The sequence below is a fragment of the Nitrosovibrio sp. Nv6 genome, assembly GCF_900110495.1.
In the GTDB taxonomy this organism is placed as follows: Bacteria; Pseudomonadota; Gammaproteobacteria; order Burkholderiales; family Nitrosomonadaceae; genus Nitrosospira.
In genome coordinates, this window is the sequence record NZ_FODX01000002.1 from 125987 (window position 1) to 147151 (window position 21165).

The 21165-nt window shown below is 54.5% G+C and carries 18 protein-coding genes and 1 rRNA gene; 8 read left to right on the forward strand and 11 right to left on the reverse strand.

Going from position 1 to position 21165, the window contains the following annotated elements:
* The first annotated feature begins 30 nt into the window (after positions 1–30).
* The 3 genes from pdxA to BMX66_RS07310 all read left to right on the forward strand — a co-directional run bounded on the left by pdxA (position 31) and on the right by BMX66_RS07310 (position 2828).
* Complete coding sequence (gene pdxA / locus BMX66_RS07300) at positions 31–1011, forward strand: 4-hydroxythreonine-4-phosphate dehydrogenase PdxA (protein WP_090881029.1); 981 nt, start codon at positions 31–33, stop codon at positions 1009–1011.
* A gap of 231 nt (positions 1012–1242) precedes the next feature.
* A complete protein-coding gene (rsmA, locus tag BMX66_RS07305) occupies positions 1243–2010 on the forward strand; it encodes a 16S rRNA (adenine(1518)-N(6)/adenine(1519)-N(6))-dimethyltransferase RsmA (protein WP_090880279.1) in 768 nt (255 codons plus the stop codon).
* A gap of 179 nt (positions 2011–2189) precedes the next feature.
* On the forward strand, positions 2190–2828 hold the full coding sequence (locus tag BMX66_RS07310) for a lytic transglycosylase domain-containing protein (protein ID WP_255398857.1): 639 nt from the start codon (positions 2190–2192) through the stop codon (positions 2826–2828).
* A 62-nt stretch (positions 2829–2890) separates the two neighbouring features.
* On the opposite strand, the gene BMX66_RS16135 is transcribed toward BMX66_RS07310, so the two are convergent.
* The 9 genes from BMX66_RS16135 to ttcA all read right to left on the reverse strand — a co-directional run bounded on the left by BMX66_RS16135 (position 2891) and on the right by ttcA (position 14339).
* Positions 2891–2977, reverse strand: a complete 87-nt coding sequence (locus tag BMX66_RS16135; RefSeq protein WP_121169258.1) for a DUF3024 domain-containing protein — start codon at positions 2975–2977, stop codon at positions 2891–2893.
* 31 nt (positions 2978–3008) lie between these two features.
* On the reverse strand, positions 3009–3899 hold the full coding sequence (locus BMX66_RS07315; RefSeq protein ID WP_090880283.1) for a sterol desaturase family protein: 891 nt from the start codon (positions 3897–3899) through the stop codon (positions 3009–3011).
* 165 nt (positions 3900–4064) lie between these two features.
* Positions 4065–5948 carry a dihydrolipoyl dehydrogenase gene (gene lpdA, locus BMX66_RS07320; RefSeq protein ID WP_090880286.1) on the reverse strand — a complete coding sequence of 628 codons (1884 nt, stop codon included), beginning with the start codon at positions 5946–5948 and terminating at the stop codon, positions 4065–4067.
* A 51-nt stretch (positions 5949–5999) separates the two neighbouring features.
* Positions 6000–7265: a glutamate-5-semialdehyde dehydrogenase gene (locus BMX66_RS07325; protein WP_090880289.1), complete on the reverse strand. Its 1266-nt coding sequence runs from the start codon at positions 7263–7265 to the stop codon at positions 6000–6002.
* A 256-nt stretch (positions 7266–7521) separates the two neighbouring features.
* On the reverse strand, positions 7522–8529 hold the full coding sequence (gene holA, locus BMX66_RS07335; RefSeq protein ID WP_090880295.1) for a DNA polymerase III subunit delta: 1008 nt from the start codon (positions 8527–8529) through the stop codon (positions 7522–7524).
* 36 nt (positions 8530–8565) lie between these two features.
* Positions 8566–9069 carry an LPS-assembly lipoprotein LptE gene (gene lptE / locus BMX66_RS07340; RefSeq protein ID WP_090880298.1) on the reverse strand — a complete coding sequence of 168 codons (504 nt, stop codon included), beginning with the start codon at positions 9067–9069 and terminating at the stop codon, positions 8566–8568.
* A 29-nt stretch (positions 9070–9098) separates the two neighbouring features.
* Complete coding sequence (gene leuS, locus BMX66_RS07345) at positions 9099–11699, reverse strand: leucine--tRNA ligase (RefSeq protein ID WP_090881035.1); 2601 nt, start codon at positions 11697–11699, stop codon at positions 9099–9101.
* Between the two features lie 306 nt (positions 11700–12005).
* Entirely contained in the window at positions 12006–13373 is a 1368-nt protein-coding gene (locus tag BMX66_RS07350) for a DegQ family serine endoprotease (protein ID WP_177168755.1), read from the reverse strand.
* A 42-nt stretch (positions 13374–13415) separates the two neighbouring features.
* Positions 13416–14339: a tRNA 2-thiocytidine(32) synthetase TtcA gene (gene ttcA, locus BMX66_RS07355; RefSeq protein WP_090880301.1), complete on the reverse strand. Its 924-nt coding sequence runs from the start codon at positions 14337–14339 to the stop codon at positions 13416–13418.
* A 316-nt stretch (positions 14340–14655) separates the two neighbouring features.
* Here ttcA and BMX66_RS07360 point away from each other — a divergent pair, with 316 nt between their 5' ends.
* The 5 genes from BMX66_RS07360 (at position 14656) to BMX66_RS07380 (ending at position 20290) form a co-directional block, all read left to right on the forward strand.
* Positions 14656–16335: an alginate export family protein gene (locus BMX66_RS07360; RefSeq protein WP_369826970.1), complete on the forward strand. Its 1680-nt coding sequence runs from the start codon at positions 14656–14658 to the stop codon at positions 16333–16335.
* Between the two features lie 43 nt (positions 16336–16378).
* Positions 16379–17377, forward strand: coding sequence for a sulfate ABC transporter substrate-binding protein (locus tag BMX66_RS07365; RefSeq protein ID WP_090880307.1), 999 nt, complete (start codon positions 16379–16381; stop codon positions 17375–17377).
* Positions 17378–17491: 114 nt separating this feature from the next.
* Positions 17492–18325 carry a sulfate ABC transporter permease subunit CysT gene (cysT, locus tag BMX66_RS07370; RefSeq protein WP_090881041.1) on the forward strand — a complete coding sequence of 278 codons (834 nt, stop codon included), beginning with the start codon at positions 17492–17494 and terminating at the stop codon, positions 18323–18325.
* 10 nt (positions 18326–18335) lie between these two features.
* Entirely contained in the window at positions 18336–19211 is an 876-nt protein-coding gene (cysW, locus tag BMX66_RS07375) for a sulfate ABC transporter permease subunit CysW (RefSeq protein WP_090880310.1), read from the forward strand.
* On the forward strand, positions 19208–20290 hold the full coding sequence (locus BMX66_RS07380; RefSeq protein ID WP_090880312.1) for a sulfate/molybdate ABC transporter ATP-binding protein: 1083 nt from the start codon (positions 19208–19210) through the stop codon (positions 20288–20290). Before cysW ends, BMX66_RS07380 begins: the two co-directional genes overlap by 4 nt.
* 13 nt (positions 20291–20303) lie before the next feature.
* Here the strand turns inward: BMX66_RS07380 and BMX66_RS07385 are convergent, their stop codons facing one another.
* Together BMX66_RS07385 and rrf are read right to left on the reverse strand one after the other, a co-directional pair.
* Positions 20304–20726: a cupredoxin domain-containing protein gene (locus BMX66_RS07385; RefSeq protein WP_158593397.1), complete on the reverse strand. Its 423-nt coding sequence runs from the start codon at positions 20724–20726 to the stop codon at positions 20304–20306.
* A 209-nt stretch (positions 20727–20935) separates the two neighbouring features.
* Positions 20936–21048, reverse strand: a 5S ribosomal RNA gene (rrf, locus tag BMX66_RS07390).
* Positions 21049–21165: the final 117 nt, after the last annotated feature.

The following is a 21165-nucleotide window of genomic DNA, read 5'->3' on the forward strand; positions in this document are numbered from 1 at the left end:
GTTCATAATGTCCGGAAGTTGCAGAAACCCATGCAGCCGCTGATTGCCCTTACCGCAGGAGAGCCTGCGGGAATTGGACCGGACTTATGTGTGCAGATCGCCCAACTGGATCTGCCAGGCAGACTGATCGTCATCGCCGACCTCGGACTGCTGCGGGAACGGGCGAGCATGCTGCGGCTTCCGCTGGAATTAACAGAATACCGCCCTCTTGCTACTGTAGTTGAGCATGAAAAGGGCAATCTGCAAGTGTTGCACCTACCCCTCGCTCAAACTGCGTTCCCTGGAAAACTGGATTCAGTCAATGCTCCTTATGTCCTGAAGACGCTGGAACGCGCCGTTAAGGGTTGCAGCGATGGCGAATTCGATGCGATGGTTACCGCACCGGTGCATAAAGGCATCATCAACGACGGCGGCATCGCGTTCACGGGCCACACGGAATACCTGGCGCAACTCACCCGCAGCCAGGCGGTAATGATGCTCGTCGGCGGCGGCATGCGTGTGACGCTTGCCACTACCCACCTGCCACTCAAGGACGTGGCATCGGCTATTACATGCGAAACGCTGGAAAAAAAGCTTCGCATCATTCAGCACGACCTGATCAAGCGCTTTGCCATTCCCCGGCCCCGTATCGTCGTGGCCGGGTTAAACCCTCATGCCGGTGAGTCAGGCCATCTTGGCAGGGAAGAGATCGATACCATCATTCCTGCGCTCGACAAGCTGCGCGCCGAAGGCATGGACTTGATCGGACCGCTGCCGGCCGATACCCTGTTCAATCCATCGAAGCTGAAGGACTATGACTGCATATTCGCCATGTACCATGACCAGGGACTGCCGGTGTTGAAACATGCCAGCTTTGGTGCGGCTGTCAACGTAACGTTGGGGCTGCCTATTATTCGCACTTCAGTAGATCACGGCACAGCCCTCGAGTTGGCCGGGACCGGCCTCGCTGACCACGGGAGCCTGATGGCTGCAATCGAGATGGCGATGATGCTGGCCGGAAGCCAGCGATAATTTTCTATTTATCCGATTTATCCGGCGAGAAATACTATGGATTTCTTCGTTCAGGGACCTGACCCGAATCCAGTCCGAATAAATGAATGTGCTGTACACACCATTGGCACCGGCTTTCACCTGTATGACATGGGACCGATTGCTTGTTGAACCAGGTAACAGAGAATCTGTGTAAGCAGAGGGAACAATCCGGCACCCGTAGCAGTAATTATCGGCTTTATCGTCTCGCCCATGCCCCACAACCCCCGCAAACGTTTCGGCCAGAATTTTCTGGTTGATCCCCATGTCGTGATGGATATTATTCGTGCCATCCATCCCTGCAAAGGCGACCTTCTCGTGGAAATCGGACCGGGACTGGGTGCATTGACCCGGCCCCTGCTGCGGTCGCTTGATCACCTTCACGTGGTGGAAATTGACCGCGACATCGTCGAACGCTTGCGAAGGGAATTTTCTGAAAAAAATCTGACGATATATCAGGGCGACGCGCTGGAATTTGACTTTGGGGCGCTAGGATCAAATCTTCGGGCGGTTGGCAACCTGCCCTACAACATTTCCACGCCTATCCTGTTTCATTTAAGCCAGTTTGCGGAAAACATCCGGGACATGCATTTCATGCTGCAAAAGGAAGTGGTAGCGCGGATGGTGGCCGCACCCTCCACGCCGGATTACGGCCGGCTTTCAGTCATGCTGCAGTACCGGTTCCAAATGGAACAACTCTTCATTGTCCCGCCGGAATGCTTTCGGCCCGCGCCCAAGGTGGAGTCGGCCATTGTCCGCATGATCCCCCGCAGGGAACAACTCATGGAGGCCAGCAAGGAAAAGGTATTTGCAAGTATCGTTTCCGCAGCATTCTCGCAGCGGCGTAAAACCCTGCGCAACACGCTGCGCGATTATCTCAAGCCCGAGGACTACGCCGCGCTGGAGATTGACTCAAACCAGCGTGCGGAAAATTTATCCGTGGCTCAGTTTGTGGCCGCGGCAAACCGCTTGGGTGAATGATAGCTTGCATAGCGCAAGTCTGATCGGCAGATAGTTTCAGCAGGAACAATTCTGGGCTCTCATTGAGATATCAGACACCCAAATAGCCGTTTATTGATTTAATACATCACCATGAGCATACGTATAATTTAGCGACCAAAGCGACAAAAAAAACGGAAGAAAGCTTCGTCAGACAGGTCATGAAATTTTTCGCACCGCATGTATTCACATTTATGGCTTTCCTGACATGGAGTCTGGCCCAGCCGGCCGGCGCGGAGATCATCTACTGGTTTACCGACGAAAATGGCGTCGTACATTTTTCCAACGTGCCCACCGATAAACGTTACGTCCCGTTTACAGCAGCCGGTGGCACCGTTGTAAAGAAAGCGATGGCCACTCCGCTCGGCGCGCCGCCTCGGCAGCCGGTTAAAGCTCAGTATGGCGCCATAGTCGAAGAGATTGCCCGGACTTATGGCCTGGAAAGTGCGCTGATACATGCCGTAGTCCTTGTAGAGTCGGCTTATAACCCCAAGGCGGTTTCAAAAAAAGGCGCCGCCGGGCTAATGCAGTTAATGCCTGAAACCGCGCAGCGATACGGTGTTACCGACCGGTTCGACCCCGTACAAAATCTTCATGGTGGCGCGAGATATCTGAGTCACCTGTTGAAGATGTTTAATGGCGACATGAGCCTCATGCTGGCTGCTTACAATGCAGGCGAGAACAACGTCGTCAAATATGGAAACCAGATTCCGCCGTTTCAGGAGACCAGAGCTTATGTGCCGCGCGTGCTGGATTTCTATCGAAAATATCAGGCCAGCATGAAGTTCGTTCAGTCGTAACGGGATTCTAAAGAATCCTCCGGATCATCCGAGATTCGGTTGAGCGACGTTTGATACGGAACTTAGCCCCAAAAAATTCCCGTTTCGTCGCGTTGCACCTCGGCCAGCAGCTTTTCGATGTCTTTGCTTTCCGGGTATAGGTCGGGCAAAAAAAGAGGAGAGACTGCTCAGTCCCTGGTCTTAATTCCGCTCCTCCTTGCCCTTTTCCAAAGCTCCGCTGGCGGATGACCCATCCTTTGTCTCGCGCATGTTGATTGGATAACTATTGGCAGGGCCAATGAAAGGCTGAATCAGCATCCGGTCAAGCCGCTCCCAAACCGGGTCACGGAAGAGGTTTATGCCAATTGTCATGCCCTCGTGGCCATCACGCGGCTGATCTTGATAAGTCCCCAGCAGCCGGTCCCACCACGGCAGATTGAATCCGAAATTTGAATTCGTCTCGTTGGGGTACCAGGAATGATGGACGCGGTGCATATCGGGAGTCACAACCAGCCAACGCAGGAATCTGTCAAGGGGCGGGGGGATGCGAACGTTGCCGTGATTGAATAATGAAGTGGCATTAAGCAATATCTCGAATATCAGCACGGCCAGCGCAGGCGCTCCGAGCGCAGCCACAACCATCAGTTTGATGATCATGGAGAGCACGATCTCAATCGGATGGAAACGTACACCGGTTGTTACGTCGAAATCGAGGTCTGAATGATGCATCCTGTGCAGCCGCCACAGCCAAGGCACCGCATGGAACAATACATGCTGAAGGTAAATGGCCAAATCAAGAACCAGGACAGCAATCAGAATAGCGATCCATTCCGGAACAGCAAAAGCGTTCAACAGGCCCCAGCCTCGCTCCTCAGCCGATAACGCAACCCCGATGGCGGCTGTCGGGAAAAGTATGCGAACCACCAGCGTATTCAGCGCCACCATGCCGAGATTGGCTGGCCAACGCTTGAGCCGCGACAAGCCCCGCCGCCGCCGAGGCGCCAAGACTTCCCAAACACCCATCGCTGCAAGAGCCGCCATAAAAAACCCCAGGCGGACAAACGGCTCGGCCTGAAGAACAGTTTGGGCCATCGTTTTCCCGGTAGAGTTATTGGATAGTTACTGGGGAGTTATCGGGTAGTTATTGGGGACAGACCACGGTTTCGTTTGCGAGCAATCGAGAAGACGTAAAAAATTGCTGACTTCTATCGTTTTCAGGGATTTTTTTCCACGGTCTAATAGGTGGAATCAACACGCCTACTTCTTCGGTGCATAAAGATCTGTGATAGACCCTTCCGCGATTTCGGCAGCGAAAAAGATAGTTTCGGATAACGTCGGGTGAGGATGGATGGTAAGGCCAATATCTTCCATATCCGCGCCCATTTCAAGCCCCAACACGGTTTCGGAAATCAGTTCGCCCGCATTGACCCCAACAATGCCGGCCCCAAGAATACGACGGGTTTTTTTGTCCAGAAGTAATTTGGTCATGCCTTCGTCGCGCGCCATTGCCAGCGCGCGGCCGCTTGCTGCCCAGGGGAATACCGCTTTCTCGTACTCGACGCCCTGCTTGCCGGCTTCGGTTTCCGTCAGGCCCATCCAGGCAATTTCCGGGTCGGTGTAGGCTACGGAGGGGATGGCACGCGCGTCGAACGCCGCTTTTTTTGCATGTTCTCCGCCCGCTATAATCTCGGCGGCGAGCTTGCCTTCGTGCGTAGCCTTGTGCGCCAGCATGGGCTCGCCGGCGATGTCGCCGATAGCGAAAATATGCGGCACATTGGTCCGCAGTTGTTTGTTTACGGGAATGAACCCGCGTTCGTCCACATTGATACCGGCACTTTCGGCGCCAATATCGCGTCCGTTGGGGCGGCGTCCCACCGCCATCAGGATGCGATCGTAGATTTGCGGCTCAGGTGCAGGGGCGCCGCCGGACTTTCCCTCAAATGTAACTTTCAGTCCATCTTCCTGAGCCTCGATTGCGGTGACTTTGGTTTTCAGGTAGATTGCCTCGTAGCGTTTCTGTATGCGCTTTTGCAATGGCCTGATGAGATCGCTGTCTGCGCCTGGGATCAGTTGATCCATTAATTCCACGACGCTGATCTTGCTACCCAGTGCATCATACACCGTCGCCATTTCCAAGCCGATGATGCCCCCCCCGATGATGAGCATGCGCTTTGGGATATCCTCCAGTTTCAGCGCACCGGTAGAATCGATGATGCGCGGATCCTCGTAGGGAAAACCGGGAATGCGCGCCGCGCTTGAGCCTGCCGCGATGATGCAGTGGTCGAACGAGACGGTTTTTGAGCCATCAGATGTTTCCACTTCTATCATGTTAGGCGAGGTGAACCTGCCCTTTCCTTGTACTGTCTGCACCTTGCGCTGCTTCGCCAGCCCGGCCAGTCCTTTGGTAAGTTTGCCGATAATGGTTTCTTTCCAACCCCGCAGCTTATCCAGCTCTATGCCGGGTTTACCGAAAGTAATGCCCTGATGGGCCGCTTCCTCTGCTTCGGCGACAACCTTTGCCACATGCAGCAGCGCTTTGGATGGAATGCAGCCGACATTGAGGCAGACGCCGCCAAGCGTGGGGTAACGTTCGATCAATACCACCTTCTTGTCTAGATCGGCGGCACGAAACGCGGCAGTATAGCCTCCAGGACCTGCTCCCAGCACAACTACATCGGCATGTATATCGCCGCGCGGAACAGAAGGAATGGAAGGGGGCGTAGCAGATTCTTTATGGGTCGGGGTGGCCGAGTCCGATGTCTTCTCTTCTTTTTCAGGAGCGGGCGCAACGTCAGGCGCAGGCGTTTCCTTCGGCTCAGCCGGCCCAGTCGGCTCAGCTGGCTCAGCTGATTTTGCAGGTTCAGGCGCTTTACCAGTTGAAGCCGCTTCCCCGGATGGCGCCTCCGCTTCCAGCATGAGTATGAGCGATCCTTCGGAAACTTTGTCACCAACCTTGACCTTGACTTCCTTGACTACACCAGCTTGAGGCGTGGGAACCTCCATCGTCGCCTTATCGGTTTCCAGCGTGATCAGCGACGTTTCCTTTTCCACCGTATCGCCCGGTTTTACCAGCACTTCAACAATGGGAACGTCCTTGAAATCGCCGATGTCCGGAATTTTTATTTCGGTAAGCTGAGTCATGACAACCTTTTTGAGCGAAGAAGCAGGTTTTCTATTGGGAAATGTTATGGTCTATTGCCGGATGTGCCCATCACCCAGCACAATGAATTTCTGGCTGGTCAACCCTTCCAGTCCTACCGGGCCGCGGGCGTGAATTTTATCAGTGGAAATCCCGATTTCCGCGCCGAGTCCGTACTCGAATCCATCTGCGAAACGCGTGGAGGCGTTCACCATTACCGAACTGGAGTCCACCTCGCGCAGGAAACGGCGGGCACGGCCATAGTCCTCGGTAATGATCGAATCGGTATGTTGCGAACCATAAACAGAAATATGTTCGATAGCTTGATCCAGCCCGCTGACTACCCGCACACTCAGGATCGGGGCAAGATACTCCGTGTGCCAATCCTCTTCCGCCGCTTCGCCCATCTGTTCGATGATGGCTCGGGAAGCCGCATCGCCGCGCAGCTCCACGCCCTTATCCAGATAAATCTTGCACAGCGGAGGCAGCACTTCTCTGGCAATGCCTTCATGCACCAACAGGGTTTCCATGGTGTTGCACGTGCCGTAACGCTGAGTCTTGGCGTTGTCAGCGACGCGAATGGCCTTATCCGGATCGGCTCCGTCATCGATATAAACATGGCAGACGCCGTGCAGGTGTTTGATAACCGGAATACGCGCTTCACTGGAAATACGTTCGATCAATCCTTTGCCGCCGCGCGGCACGATGACGTCGACGAATTCTTTCATAGTGATGAGTTCACCCACGGCCGCCCGGTCAGTGGTTTCAATAACCTGTATCGCCGTTTCCGGCAATCCCGCACCTTTCAACCCTTCCTTCACACAAGCCGCGATAGCCTGATTACTATGGATAGCTTCCGACCCTCCGCGCAATATTGCCGCGTTGCCCGCCTTGAGGCACAGCCCGGCGGCATCTGCGGTAACGTTGGGACGCGCTTCGTAAATGATACCGACCACGCCCAGCGGCACCCGCATTTTTCCAACCTGTATGCCGGCAGGACGGTATTTCAAATCGCTGATTTCACCCACCGGATCAGCCAGCCCAGCGATTTGCAGCAGGCCTTCCGCCATGCTCCCAATACTTCTGGAGGTGAGCGTCAGGCGGTCGATCAAAGCCGGGTCGAGTCCTCGTGCTTTCGCGCCTTCCACATCCCTTGCATTCACAATCAGCAACTGCTGCTCCTCACGCTTGATGGCCGCGGCCGTCAGACTGAGGGCCAAGTTCTTGGCGGCTGTCTCCGCCTTGGCTATGTGACGTGATGCGGCGCGGGCTTCACGCCCGACGGACTGCATATAAGTCTTGATGTCGATGATGTCCATGTCGCAGTTCCAGTTAGACAATAAATTTGATCAATGCGAGATGCCAATACCGGGATAAGCCAGCGGATATGCGCTGACATCCGGCGAGCCAACCGTATAGACGCCATATCGGCGAGAGCCGGCATCCAGCGCGGGGTACAGCGCATGCAACTGTTGGTTTGAACTGGATTCCGGGTCACGCCCGAAATGACGAAATTCATAGTATTTTCTCGTGCCAGATAAATAGTATGGAATTCCAAAACCGCTGTAATCCCCATCACCTGGCAATCGCGAAACGCAGCCCCAGCTGCAGCAACTCATCCCAGGCGTCGCCCTTTCCAATACCCTTGCTTATCCTGTCTATTTTCGCGGCACGCGACAGCGCCGATACCAACTGTTCAAGGCTGAGGCGTCTGGCCGCGCTTTCCATTGCTTTCTGTTGATCTCCCCATGCCCTGACCTGGCTCATCAGTTGCGCGACAGGCCTGCCGGAATCCAGTCCTCTACGAATAGTCGCCAGCGAGCGGATTTGTCCCGCGAGCGTGTTGACGATCAGCGGCAAAGCTGTCCCCTCGCCCCGCAGCCCTTCCAGGATGCGGCTGTAGCGTGCTGTCTCGCCTGCCATCATCGCTCCGGACAATTTGAAAACGTCGTAACGGGCGACATCCAGTACGGCATCTTTCACCTGATTGAAGGACAGCGTCCCGGATGGATAAAGCAGCCCCAGTTTCTTGAGCTCCTGATAGGCTGCGATCAGGTTGCCCTCCACCTTGTCGGCGAGAAACTGCAAGGTATCGGGATCGGCGTTTTGGCCCTGCATGCCGAGACGCTGGCCGATCCAGGAGGGTAAACGAGCACGTTCCACAGGATAGACCTGAACCATTACCCCTGCCGCTTCAAGCGCTTTAAACCATTTTGCTGCCAAACCTTGCTTGTCGATTTTCGGCAGAGTAACAAGCGTAACGGTATCGGGCGGCAAAGAACGGCAATATGCCTCCAAGACTGCGCTACCCTGGTTTCCCGGCTTGCCGGAAGGGATGCGTATATCCATTATACGACGTTCCCCAAACAGCGACAGGCTGGCGCCGCTCTGTTGCAGCCCTGTCCAATTGAAGTGATGGTCGATCGTAAAAATCTCCCGTTCGACGTAGCCTGCCTGTCGCGCGCCGGCGCGAATCAGGTCGGCCGCCTCCATACTTAGCAGCAACTCGTCGCCGAATACCGTGTAGAGCGGCGCCGGCTGTTTCTGGAGATGCCGGGAAAGCTGATCGGGGGCAATACGCATTGTTCGGATTACAGTACAGAATGCCAAACCGGGGATTCAAATGGGCGATTCATCAACTTCCCCAATTTTTATCGCAGCCATCCGCCTCACAATTTGATCTGCGGAGTCGCGATGCATTTCTCTCACGAGCAGCCCTTCCTCTCCCTCTTTCCCCACTATTTGCGCATCGGTGTAGGGAAGAATGCGGCGCATGACAATTTCATTGACAGGGATGATGTCCATCCCCTTGGCATCCTTGAGGCGAAAGGAGACACGGTAGCGCAACTCAAACTCCCTCACTCTTCCGCCCCCGGATACCGACATGATTTGCCTGTCGTTCGTCACACTGATAATTTCCAGTATGGCTTGGGCGTCCTTGGCTTTATCAACAATACGGGCATTGGTTCCAGCCCGGATAAGCCGCTTGAGATCGGTACCCATGGGGTGTCCGGGCGGGGCGGAAATATAAATGGTTTCAAACGGAAGTATGGCCGTGCCGCGCAACTGAAAGCCGCATGCAGTGAGCAAGAAGCAGAATACAACCAGAATAATTTTATTCATTAACGAATCCTCACGTGAGGTTTATGTCCTTACACAACGATATTCACCAATCTACCCGGCACCATGACTACTTTCTTCACCGTATCTCCCGCGACAAACTTTTGCACCTGGTCATTCTCCAGCGCCAAACGCTCGATAACCGCTGGTTTCGTGTCGCTGGCAACGCGTATCTTGCCGCGCAGTTTGCCGTTGACTTGCACTATCAATTCAATTTCGTCCTGCACCAATGCCGCGCTATCCGCCAGCGGCCAGGACTGGTCGAGTAGTTCGGTTCCGGGCTTGAGTTCGCGCCACAGGGCGTGACATATATGCGGAACAATGGGCGACAGCAGCAATATGATTTTTTCCATTGCTTCCTGCATCAGTCTGCGCGAAGCCGGGCTGGCATCCTCCCGTTTTGCGAGCGCATTCATCAACTCCATCACGGCTGCGATCGCAGTGTTGAAGGTGTGCCGCCTGCCCAGGTCATCGCCAACCTTGGCAATTGTTTGGTGCAATTGAAAACGCAAGGCTTTCAGTTCGGGATCGAGCTCATCATCCGATATTGGACTATCCACATCCGCCTTTTGTTGCACATGTTCATAAACCTGTTTCCACAACCGTTTCAGGAAGCGGAACGCACCCTCCACTCCCGCATCCGCCCATTCGAGAGTCTGCTCCGGCGGACTGGCGAACATCATGAACAGCCGTGCGGTATCGGCGCCATATTGCTCCACCAGTTTTTGCGGATCGACACCGTTGTTCCGGGATTTAGACATGGTGCCGATACCACCTGATTCCACCGGCCGACCATCCGCGCGCAACAGTGCGCCCACGGGCCTGCCTTGCTCGTCGGTTTGCACATCCACATCAGCGGGATTGAAATAGACAATGCGACCGGTTTCGGTTTTCCGAAACATGATCTCGTTCAGCACCATGCCCTGAGTCAGGAGGTTGGCGAACGGCTCGTCGAAGACGACCAGGCCAAGATCGCGCATGACCTTGCTCCAGAAACGTGAATAGAGCAGATGCAAAATCGCATGTTCGATGCCACCGATATACTGATCGACCGGGAGCCAATAATCCACGCGGGCATCCACCATGGCCCCATCCTGTCCCGCACAGGCATAGCGGATGTAATACCATGAAGAATCGACGAATGTATCCATCGTATCGGTTTCCCGCCGTGCCGGCTGGCCACAGCGGGGGCAGCGACACTCGTAAAATGACGGGGTCTTTGCCAGCGGGTTGCCTGAGCCGTCCGGCACAAGGTCCTCTGGTAGTACTACGGGAAGCTGGTCATCGGGTACAGGCACCACACCGCATGCATCACAATAAATGAGAGGGATGGGGCAGCCCCAGTAACGCTGCCGCGAAATGCCCCAGTCGCGAAGGCGATAGTGAACGCGCTTTTCTCCCAATCCCTTCTGTTCCAGCGCCGCGGCGATTGCGTCCACCGCTGCCTGGAATTCAAGGCCGGAAAACTCGCCTGAGTCGAAAGTGACGCCCTGCTCCACATAAGCCCGAGCAAGGGGCATTGCCGGGTCGGAATTGCGCGGTTTGATCACTGGCTTTATCGGCAGTGAATACTTTGTTGCAAACTCGAAATCTCGCTCATCGTGCGCGGGGACTGCCATCACCGCGCCTTCGCCATAGCCCATCAGTACATAATTGGCTATCCATACCGGCAGTTTCGCCCCGGTCAGTGGATGGACCACAAACTGCCCGGTGTCCATACCCTTCTTCTCCTGGGTGGCCAGCTCCGCTTCCATCGTGGCCCCCTGCTTGCACGCTTCAATGAACTCGGCCAGATCTCGATTACTGCTTGCGGCATGCAGCGCGACCGGATGTTCGGCTGCCACCGCGACATAAGTTACGCCCAGCAGCGTATCCGCGCGCGTAGTAAAAACTTTCAACGCCTGGGGCATGCCGGATCCCGTGTCGGCGGGAAACGTCACGTCAACGCCAAAGCTCTTCCCGATCCAGTTGGCCTGCATGGTTTTTACCCGCTCCGGCCAACCGGGCAGCGTATCCAGCGTTTCCAGTAATTCGTCGGCGTACGCAGTAATTTTCATGTAGTACATGGGGATTTCGCGCTTTTCCACCAATGCGCCGGTGCGCCAGCCGCGTCCGTCTATTACCTGCTCATTGGCAAGCACCGTCTGATCGATCGGATCCCAATTGACGGTGCCAGTGGTTCTGTAAGCCAACCCTTTTTCCAGCATCCTCAGAAAAAGCCACTGATTCCAGCGGTAGTAATCCGGCTTGCAGGTCGCGAGCTCCCGGCTCCAGTCTATCGCCAGCCCCAGGCTCTGCAACTGCTTGCGCATATACGCGATGTTATCGTGAGTCCATTTGGCAGGCGGCACGTTGTTTTCCATCGCCGCATTCTCCGCAGGCAGGCCGAAAGCGTCCCAACCCATAGGCTGCAAAACGTTGTACCCCTGCATGCGGCGATAGCGCGACAGCACGTCGCCAATCGTGTAATTGCGCACATGCCCCATATGCAGCTTGCCTGATGGATATGGAAACATGGACAGGCAGTAATATTTTTCCTTTCCAGGCGTTTCCACGGCCCGGAAAGCCGCGGTTCGCTGCCAATGCTGCTGCGCTTCCGCTTCTATTTCCTGGGGATGATATTTTTCCTGCATAAAGACCCGGCTTTCTGGCATAAATCCTGCGATTATACCGCGAACAAAAATCCTCGATGTCGTACATGGAGGACCATAATGAAGATATGCTGTAAATCGCACTAATTAAAATGCTAAGGCCTGGACAGTTCGTCGATACGGTGCGGAAAAATGGATAAGAATGAACTGAAGATATTGAAAGAATGGCTGTTGCTCCCGTGCCGATTGACCGCGGCATGGCGTCACCAGCAGGCTGAAGCATAGCCAAGGGCAAGTCCATTCATCCCTAATTCCCGGATCTCTTATCCCTTTCCGGGAAAAACCGTTTTACCGGATTATAAGAGTCAACCTGAAATCCCCTCGCAGCAGATTGAGAACGATGGAATCTTCACTGGTTCGAAGCACCGCAAGAAATTCGCGCACAGAGCGGACTTTTTTACGATTGGCGCCAATGATGATATCGCCCGGCCGGATACCGTGCCGCCAGGCCGGACTGTTTGCGTCCACCTTGGTCACCAATACCCCTTCGATTCTGCCATGAGATGACCCGCCTTTGAGATTAGCAACGGTCGCGCCCGCGAGCTGGGGCACTGTTTCCGCCTCGGTGCCCGGTACATCGAGCGGCGTGGCAATCGTTACTCTTGCAGTGACAGGCTTGCCGTCTCTTATCAGCCCGAGATTTATCGTCTCTCCGATCGGCATCAATCCTATCTTGTTGCGTAAATCCATGGAATCTCTTATAGACTTGCCGTTGACGGCCATTACCACATCGCGTGACTTCATGCCCGCCTTTTCTGCTGGCGAACCGGGCTCGACGGTACTGATGATTGCGCCTTCGGTGGAAGGCAACCCCAGCGATGCCGCCAGGTCGTGCGTAATATCTTCGCTGGTCGCGCCCAGCCTGCCGCGGCGCACTTCACCAAAGCGCACGAGTTGATCCAGAACCGCCTTGACCATAACGCTTGGAACTGCGAAGCCAATGCCGACGTTGGCGCCGGTGGGCGCGACAATGGCTGAATTAATACCAACCAGTTCTCCCTTGAGATTGACCAGGGCGCCTCCCGAATTGCCCGGATTGATGGACGCGTCGGTCTGTATGAAATCCTCATAGCCCTCAATATCGATTCCGCTTCTTCCCAGCGCGCTGACGATGCCGGAAGTAACGGTCTGGCCGAGGCCAAACGGATTTCCGATGGCAACGACAAAATCCCCCACGTTAAGCAAATCTGAATCTCCAAAATGCAGCGCCTGCAAGTTCTTTGCGTCTATTTTCAGTAACGCGATATCGGTGCCAGGATCCGTTCCCACCAGCGTCGCCTGAAACTGGCGCCTGTCCTTGAGCGTGACAACCACCTGCTGGGCATCCTTGATCACATGATAGTTGGTGACGACATAGCCATTGGCCGCATCCAAAATCACGCCCGAACCAACGCTCCGCTCAGGTCGGGCCGCCTGCTCAGGAAGGTTAAAAAAATGACGGAAGAAAGGATCGCGAAACAGCGGATTCTCTTCAATGGCCGCGCGAGTCAGCACGGAAATATTCACTACGGCCGGGGTAACATCTTTAAGCATTGGCGCCAGTGTCGGCATGCCATTCTTGCCATTGACGAGAGGCACAGCCGAGTGGGCGGACAACGCCACTGCCAGCAAACCAACGAAAAGGGTCGGTAATGAAAACCGGAATGATTTTCTCATTAACGTATTCAAGAGTAATTTCGCCAAAATCAACCTGAACGGCTAGGAATCCACCTCGTTATTCAGTCCCTTGCCCAAGCCCGGCATCTCATTCACTCCGAGTTCGAAGGTTTCGGGGTCAAATGCCCTGTCGCCATCGGGGACAGGTTCATTTCCCGCCTTGAGCCCCTGAAAATCATAGAGTGCGGGATCGGCCAAATGAGAAGGCTGAATGTTCTGCAACGCCGTAAACATGGTTTCCAGCCTGCCGGGAAATTTTTTATCCCATTGTTGCAGCATTTCCTTCACCGCCTGCCGCTGGAGATTCTTCTGGGATCCGCATAAATTGCAGGGGATGATAGGAAAATCCTCTATCTCGGCATAAGCGGCGAGATCTTTCTCCTTGCAATAGGCCAGCGGCCGAATAACGATGTGACGACCATTGTCACTCACCAGCTTGGGCGGCATGGTTTTTAGCTTGCCGCCGTAAAACAGGTTGAGGAAAAGCGTTTCGAGCATGTCGTCACGATGATGTCCCAACGCGATTTTAGTCGCGCCCAGCTCGCCCGCAACACGATACAGGACGCCGCGACGCAGGCGGGAGCAGAGACTGCAGGTCGTTTTGCCTTCGGGTATGAGACGCTTTACGACGCTGTAAGTATCCTGTTCAACAATGCGGAAGGGCATATCGATGGCAGAAAGATACTGCGGTAATACGTGTTCGGGGAAACCCGGCTGCTTCTGATCCAAGTTCACCGCCACCAGATCAAACTGTAAGGGCGCGTGCGCTTGTAAATTACGCAGGATATCGAGCAACGCGTAGCTATCCTTACCGCCCGAAAGGCACACCATTACGCGGTCGCCCGGCTCGATCATATTGAAATCGGCAATAGCCGAGCCGACAAGACGCCTCAGCCGCTTGTGCAGCTTATTGACATTATGTTGCTCCTTTCTGGACACCGCTCCCACTCCCACCTCCACTCCCATTGCCAGCCTCATTCTCGAATATTAATAAGGGGAACAGCCAGGCGCTCAAAGATCAGTAGTACTGATTACAGCAGATTCCCAAGGCATTTTCCCATGTTGGGCAGTGTTTGGACAGTACTCGGATGATGGAGACCTCTGTCTAGTCTATTAGATCGCATGACCCCGATTGTCGATGATGTGCGCAGCGCGACTCGAGGAGGCCGCACGGGTGATATATACGTAAAACAGATAAGCAAATGAAATGATATTAGTTTCAATTATAAAGAACGGCTGGTACCTTTCGCCATGTCAGTATTGCTCATTTCAGGGGAAATAGATGGCTGCGAGTCATAAGAAAAAGCTATATCGGCATCGGACGAGAATACCGGTAGGGGCGATACGGGCGAGAGAAATGAAACTCTATTGGCGAATCACGCTTGCATCTGCAATTGCGATGTTACCGGTCAGCGCGATTCAGGCGGACGTGAATATCAGGAAGTTTGAAGAGTCACAAATGAGCAAGCAAGAAACAATCCGGATTGTTCAGAGAGATGCAAGCAGCAGAAACATAGAGTCGCAAGTCGCTGCACAGAACAATAAAAAGACGGTGACCAAAACGGCGGCCAAAGAAGCGGAAAAGAAATCGACAGGTTACTTCCAGCCTTCCAGCAGCTATGGCACCCAACCGGAATCCGATCCACCGCGATATGTGCGCAATCTGAGCAAAACAGGTATCGAAGCATTCAAGAATATAACCTGGCTGGATATAGGCTTCCAGCATCGGACCCGTTACGAATTTCGAAGTAACGATATACGGCGTACCGACCTGACGCTCGATCAACCCTTTCTGCTGCGCTCGCGTGCCTATGCAGGCATAAGGGAAATTCTCGATCCGTTTCGCGGGGCCGTCGAGTTTCAGGATTCCAGACGCTACAACGGCAATTTTTCACATGACGACCGCGATTTCAATGATTACGAACTGATCCAGGCCTATGGCGAACTCTACTTCAAAGGAGCACTGGGTGAAGACGATCGGAAACAACAGCGCCCGCTCAGGTTTCGGGTGGGCCGCATGGCCTATGAAGCGCTGGATCGGCGCTTGATCGGCCGCAACGAATGGCGCAACACTACGAACACCTTCGAAGGCTTTCGCATCAATCTGGGTCAGGAGGTCAACGACTGGGAGGTTGACTTATGGGCCTATCAGCCCGTTAGACGACTGCTGTCGGACTTTGACGAGCGCATCGAGAATCAGTGGTTCTACGGCGCCATCGGCCATTGGCGCAAATGGTCGGACTTCATCACGCTCCAGCCGTATTACATGGCTCTCACGCAGGACGGCAGCAAGACGGGTCAGATCGACCGGCATATTCATTCGCCTGCCCTTCGCGGCTACGGCAAGATCGGAGATACCGGGCTGGACTATGACTTCAACCTGATCTATCAGTTCGGTCGAAATGGAACTCAGGACCATGACGCTCATGCTTATACCACTGAGGTGGGATATACCGCCAGGCACAGCTGGAAACCGCGTATCAGCGCCTTTTATGGCTACGCCACCGGAGACCGTGATCCCAATGACAACGTAAACAATCGCTTTGAGCGTTTTTTCGGTTTCTCCCGGCCCTGGTCGGCGGACGACTATATTATTTTCGAAAATATCAAGGCGCCTAAAGTCAAGCTTGAATTTCAGCCGGCAAAGGATTTGCGTATAGACGCTGGCTACAACCTTTTCTGGCTGGCTAGCGACAGGGATCGCTTCAATAACCTCTTCGGGAGCAACGGCGCCAATGGAGGCAACGCCAATCGTGACCCTACCGGAAACAGCGGCGCCTTCATCGGCCACGCTTTTGATATTCGTGCGCGTTACAAACTGGGGAAGAACATTGATACAACCGTTGGCTACTCGCATTTTACGACCGGCGAGTTCACGCGCAACAGACAAGTAGCGACACTCGGCAGGAGCCCTGGCAGTTCCGACTTTTTTTACGTTGAAGTAATGATCAGCGCCTTTTAATGGAGTCCTGAACTCTCCCGACTAACTCTTTGAAGGAAGAATGATGAAAATCAAAACATGGCTAACGGGTCTTGCGGCCGCAACCGTCCTGATCGGCGGCAGTGCGTGGGCCGATAAGACGATATTGAATGTTTCCTATGATCCCACCCGTGAGCTTTATCAGGAATTCAATGCGGCATTCACGAAGCATTGGGAGGAAAAGGCCAGGGAAAAGGTAGCCATCAAGCAGTCCCACGGCGGTTCCGGCAAACAGGCGCGGTCCGTCATCGATGGTCTCGAGGCTGATGTCGTGACGCTTGCCTTGGCCAATGACATTGACGCAATCGCGGAAAAGGCCAAGCTTCTGCCCGATGGCTGGCAGAAGCGCTTGGCCCACAACAGTACGCCCTATACTTCCACTATCGTGCTACTGGTGCGCAAAGGCAATCCCAAGAACATCAAGGACTGGAACGATCTGGCGAGACCCGGTGTATCGGTGATTACGCCCAATCCGAAAACCTCCGGCGGCGCACGATGGAATTATCTGGCAGCGTGGGAGTATGGAAAACGGACTTATGGCGACGACGCCCAGGCAAAGGAATTTGTAACCAAACTATATAAAAACGTGCCTGTCCTGGATTCCGGCGCACGTGGCTCGACCACAACATTCGTGGAGCGCGGCATCGGTGACGTCTTCATCTCCTGGGAAAATGAAGCTTTCCTGGCAATCAGGGAACTCGGACCGAACAAATTCGAGATCATTGCGCCATCAATCAGCATTCTTGCTGAACCGTCGGTCGCGGTGATAGACAAAGTCGTCGATAAGAAGGGCACCTGCCAAGTCGCCGAAGCCTATCTCCAGCATCTTTATTCGGAGCAGGGTCAGGAGATTGCAGCCAGGAATTTCTACCGTCCAGCCAACGCCAGGGTGGCGGCAAAGTATGCGAATCAGTTCCCCTCTATCAAACTGTTCCGGATCGATGATGCGTTCGGCGGCTGGAAGAACGCGCACAAGCTTCACTTTGCCGATGGTGGCACCTTTGACCAGATTTACCAGAAATGACGACGGACACGGTCACGCCATTTACGGTTGCACTCGAAAAAAGACCCGGCAGAGCAACCGCTGGAGCGTCCGCGGCAACGGTTCGGCACAACCGTGATGCGGCAGGAGCGCAAGATGTATACGTTTAAGCAACATAGTGTTCTGCCTGGATTCAACCTGGCGCTTGGATTTACGCTGCTTTATCTGAGCCTGATCGTGCTGATTCCGCTCTCTGCGGCATTCGTTCGGACTACAGCGCTAACCTGGCCTGAATTCTGGAACGCGGTAACGACGCCAAGGGTCGTCGCCTCATACAGGCTGACATTCGGCGCATCGTTCGCCGCTGCCCTGGTCAATGCCGTATTCGGGCTTCTGGTGGCCTGGGTACTGGTCCGTTATCGCTTTCCAGGTAAAAAAATGGTGGACGCACTGGTGGATCTGCCGTTTGCGCTGCCGACCGCGGTGGCCGGCATTGCGCTGACTGCACTTTATGCCGGCAATGGCTGGATCGGCCAGTATTTCGAACCGCTCGGCATAAAAATCGCTTTTACTCCAATCGGTGTTTTTGTGGCGTTGACTTTTATCGGCTTGCCTTTTGTGGTGCGAACAGTGCAACCGGTCCTGGAAGATATCGAGTCTGAGCTGGAAGAGGCGGCGGCGACGCTAGGCGCAAACCGGCTGCAAACATTTTTGCGAGTCATCTTCCCCACGCTTCTGCCGGCATTGATGACGGGTTTTGCGCTTGCCTTTGCGCGCGCGATCGGGGAGTACGGTTCTGTTATTTTCATCGCGGGCAATATGCCTATGGTTTCCGAGATCACGCCGCTTTTAATCATCACGAAGCTTGAGCAGTATGACTACGCAGGCGCCACAGCGCTGGCTGTCGTAATGCTCGTGATTTCTTTTGTGATGCTCCTCATCATCAACTTGCTGCAATGGTGGAGCCGCCGTCGGAGCGTCCTGGCATGAGGAGATTCCGATGACTGTTATTGCGCTTCCGGTATCTTCCCTCGCACACCGGGCGAGGCCGACAGAGGAGCCGGTCTGGGTGCGCTGGACCTTGATCGGTCTGGCGCTTGCCTTTCTGACGCTCTTTCTCTTTGTGCCGCTGATCTCGGTCTTCTATGAGGCGCTCAAGAAGGGCTGGGCAGTTTATATCGCCGCTATCACCGAACCGGACGCGGTATCCGCAATCCAGCTTACCCTGACGGCTGCGGCGATTGCGGTGCCGCTTAATCTGATATTCGGCATAGCGGCGGCATGGGCTATCGCCAAGTTTGAATTTCTCGGCAAGAATCTGTTGACGACGTTCATCGATTTGCCTTTTTCGGTTTCGCCGGTAGTTTCGGGACTGATCTACGTGCTGGTTTTTGGATTGCAGGGCTGGCTGGGACCATGGCTTGCGGAACACGACATCAAGGTTATTTTTGCCGTACCGGGCATTGTGCTCGCCACTATATTCGTTACGGTTCCCTTTATTGCACGGGAACTGATCCCCCTCATGCAGTCTCAGGGTACGGAAGAGGAAGAGGCAGCCGTGGTACTGGGCGCAAGGGGATGGCAGATATTGTTCCGGGTAACGCTTCCCAACGTAAAGTGGGGCCTGCTATACGGCACAATTCTGTGCAATGCGCGAGCAATGGGAGAATTCGGCGCGGTATCCGTGGTATCCGGTCATATTCGCGGCAGCACCAACACGCTCCCGCTTCATGTCGAGATTCTTTATAACGAATACAATTTTGCGGCGGCCTTTGCGGTGGCGTCGCTGCTGGCGATGCTTGCCCTGGTCACGCTGGCACTGAAAACACTGATTGAATCGAAAAACATGCAAAATGATAAGGGAAAAAACCGATGAGCATCGAGGTGCGTAATCTTTCCAAACAGTTTGGCGATTTTGCCGCACTACGCGATATCACCCTGGAAGTTAAATCGGGGGAATTGCTGGCGTTGCTCGGGCCTTCCGGTTCCGGAAAAACAACACTACTGCGTGTAATCGCAGGGCTCGAGGCTGCAGATGCCGGTCAAGTGTTGTTTCAAGGTGAGGACGCGACGGGACAGCACGTGCGCGATCGGCATGTAGGTTTCGTATTCCAGCACTATGCGCTGTTCCGGAATATGACTATTTTCGAGAATGTCGCTTTCGGTCTTCGCGTGCGCCCCAGGAATTTCCGCCCCGCCGGCGCGGAGATTAGCCGGCGTGTGAATGAACTGCTGAAGCTGGTACAGTTGGACTGGCTGGCCGACCGTTATCCGCATCAACTCTCGGGAGGGCAGCGTCAGCGCATCGCCCTGGCGCGGGCGCTGGCGGTGGAGCCGCAAGTTTTGCTGTTGGATGAGCCTTTCGGCGCGCTCGACGCCAGGGTGCGCAAGGAACTGCGGTCATGGTTGCGAAGACTCCATGACGACATGCACATCACCAGCGTGTTCGTTACCCACGATCAGGAAGAGGCGTTGGAAGTGGCGGATCGGATAGTAGTGATGAACGAAGGCCGAATCGAACAAATCGGCACGCCGGACGAAGTGTACGAGCGCCCGGCAAGCCCCTTTGTATATGAATTCCTTGGCAAGGTGAACCTGTTCCATGGCCGATTGCACCGCGGTCGGGCCTGGATAGGAGGAATTGAAGTCGATGCGCCTGAGCATACCGAAGCCGAAGAGCTCGCGGCGGTAGCCTATGTACGCCCTCATGATATCCATGTGGACAAGGTGGCCAATGCCTTGAATGGGAAGGGAGCAATTGCGGCACATGTGTCCCACATTCTCTCGGTTGGTCCGGTAGTGCGTCTTGGGTTGACGCGTGATGACGGCGAAGACAAGGAATTAATCGAGGTCGAAATCAGCAAGGAGCGCTTTCGCGAACTGCAATTGACGCGAGGCAATCAGGTTTTCATTAAACCTTCCCGCCTGGATCTCTTCCCGGCTCAGATACACTGAGATCTCCTGCCAGCTACTCAACAACTTCCAGAATGCCCTCCATCCCGTGCTCCCTGTGGCTCTTTAAAAAGAGCAGCTTCTTTGGGCAATAGAAAGCATACTTGCCGGGCGCGCTTGGGGTGAAAGTGAATGTTTGGGCCTCCCCGCTCAGTTCCTCATCGATCGAGATATTCGCTTCGGGCGCCCTGAGCACCAGGCCGTGAGGAATGATCCCCCGCTCCACGCGAACCACAAACTTTACGGGCACGTTGACTTTGACAATGATGTGGCTGGGCTTGAAAAAATAGTCACCAGCCAGGATGTTCACATGTTGCACGCCATCAATATTCACTGCTGCCCGATAGGGTTTATCGCCCGGCTGCGCACCCGCCCGTCCCGCTGTGCAGCAGACGATCAATGCCAGCATAAAGAGGGATAAAAATCGTACTGATTTCATGATGATTTTCTCGCCATTTGGCCCCCTGAAATCCGACTAGGCCGCAGTATCGTTTCCGCCGTTTTGGGCGGGGAATTCGCAGTGGACATAAAGAATGACTTAGTATAACTGGTCACCCCCGTCACACCGCCCCGCATACAGGTCCGCACCCGCACGCGCATAGCAAAAAAAGCCCCGCTTGTTTAGAGCGGGGCTTTTTTCTATAAGGTGCCTGGCAGTGACCTACTTTCGCATGTGAAAACACACTATCATCGGCGCAACTTCGTTTCACGATCCTGTTCGGGATGGGAAGGGGTGGGTCCAAAGCGCTATGACCGCCAAGCGTAACTTTAATGGCAAACAACAGAAGCCACGACTATTAGTCCTGGCCTCCATCGCAAGCCAACAATCTGGAAGAAGTAAAATGGGATGATTGTATCTGGGCAAACAACCTTATGTT

Excerpts from the sequence above, each read along its gene's own strand:
- lpdA (WP_090880286.1), bottom strand. The coding sequence starts at position 5,948 with ATGACTCAGCTTACCGAAATAAAAATTCCGGACATCGGCGATTTCAAG.
- holA (WP_090880295.1), bottom strand. The coding sequence starts at position 8,529 with ATGCGTATTGCCCCCGATCAGCTTTCCCGGCATCTCCAGAAACAGCCG.
- BMX66_RS07380 (WP_090880312.1), top strand. The coding sequence starts at position 19,208 with ATGAGCATCGAGGTGCGTAATCTTTCCAAACAGTTTGGCGATTTTGCC.
- BMX66_RS07315 (WP_090880283.1), bottom strand. The coding sequence starts at position 3,899 with ATGGCCCAAACTGTTCTTCAGGCCGAGCCGTTTGTCCGCCTGGGGTTT.
- leuS (WP_090881035.1), bottom strand. The coding sequence starts at position 11,699 with ATGCAGGAAAAATATCATCCCCAGGAAATAGAAGCGGAAGCGCAGCAG.
- BMX66_RS07365 (WP_090880307.1), top strand. The coding sequence starts at position 16,379 with ATGAAAATCAAAACATGGCTAACGGGTCTTGCGGCCGCAACCGTCCTG.
- rsmA (WP_090880279.1), top strand. The coding sequence starts at position 1,243 with ATGCCCCACAACCCCCGCAAACGTTTCGGCCAGAATTTTCTGGTTGAT.
- BMX66_RS07350 (WP_177168755.1), bottom strand. The coding sequence starts at position 13,373 with ATGAGAAAATCATTCCGGTTTTCATTACCGACCCTTTTCGTTGGTTTG.
- cysT (WP_090881041.1), top strand. The coding sequence starts at position 17,492 with ATGTATACGTTTAAGCAACATAGTGTTCTGCCTGGATTCAACCTGGCG.
- lptE (WP_090880298.1), bottom strand. The coding sequence starts at position 9,069 with ATGAATAAAATTATTCTGGTTGTATTCTGCTTCTTGCTCACTGCATGC.
- pdxA (WP_090881029.1), top strand. The coding sequence starts at position 31 with ATGCAGCCGCTGATTGCCCTTACCGCAGGAGAGCCTGCGGGAATTGGA.
- BMX66_RS07385 (WP_158593397.1), bottom strand. The coding sequence starts at position 20,726 with ATGAAATCAGTACGATTTTTATCCCTCTTTATGCTGGCATTGATCGTC.
- BMX66_RS07325 (WP_090880289.1), bottom strand. The coding sequence starts at position 7,265 with ATGGACATCATCGACATCAAGACTTATATGCAGTCCGTCGGGCGTGAA.
- BMX66_RS07360 (WP_369826970.1), top strand. The coding sequence starts at position 14,656 with ATGGCTGCGAGTCATAAGAAAAAGCTATATCGGCATCGGACGAGAATA.
- BMX66_RS07310 (WP_255398857.1), top strand. The coding sequence starts at position 2,190 with ATGAAATTTTTCGCACCGCATGTATTCACATTTATGGCTTTCCTGACA.
- ttcA (WP_090880301.1), bottom strand. The coding sequence starts at position 14,339 with ATGGGAGTGGAGGTGGGAGTGGGAGCGGTGTCCAGAAAGGAGCAACAT.
- cysW (WP_090880310.1), top strand. The coding sequence starts at position 18,336 with ATGACTGTTATTGCGCTTCCGGTATCTTCCCTCGCACACCGGGCGAGG.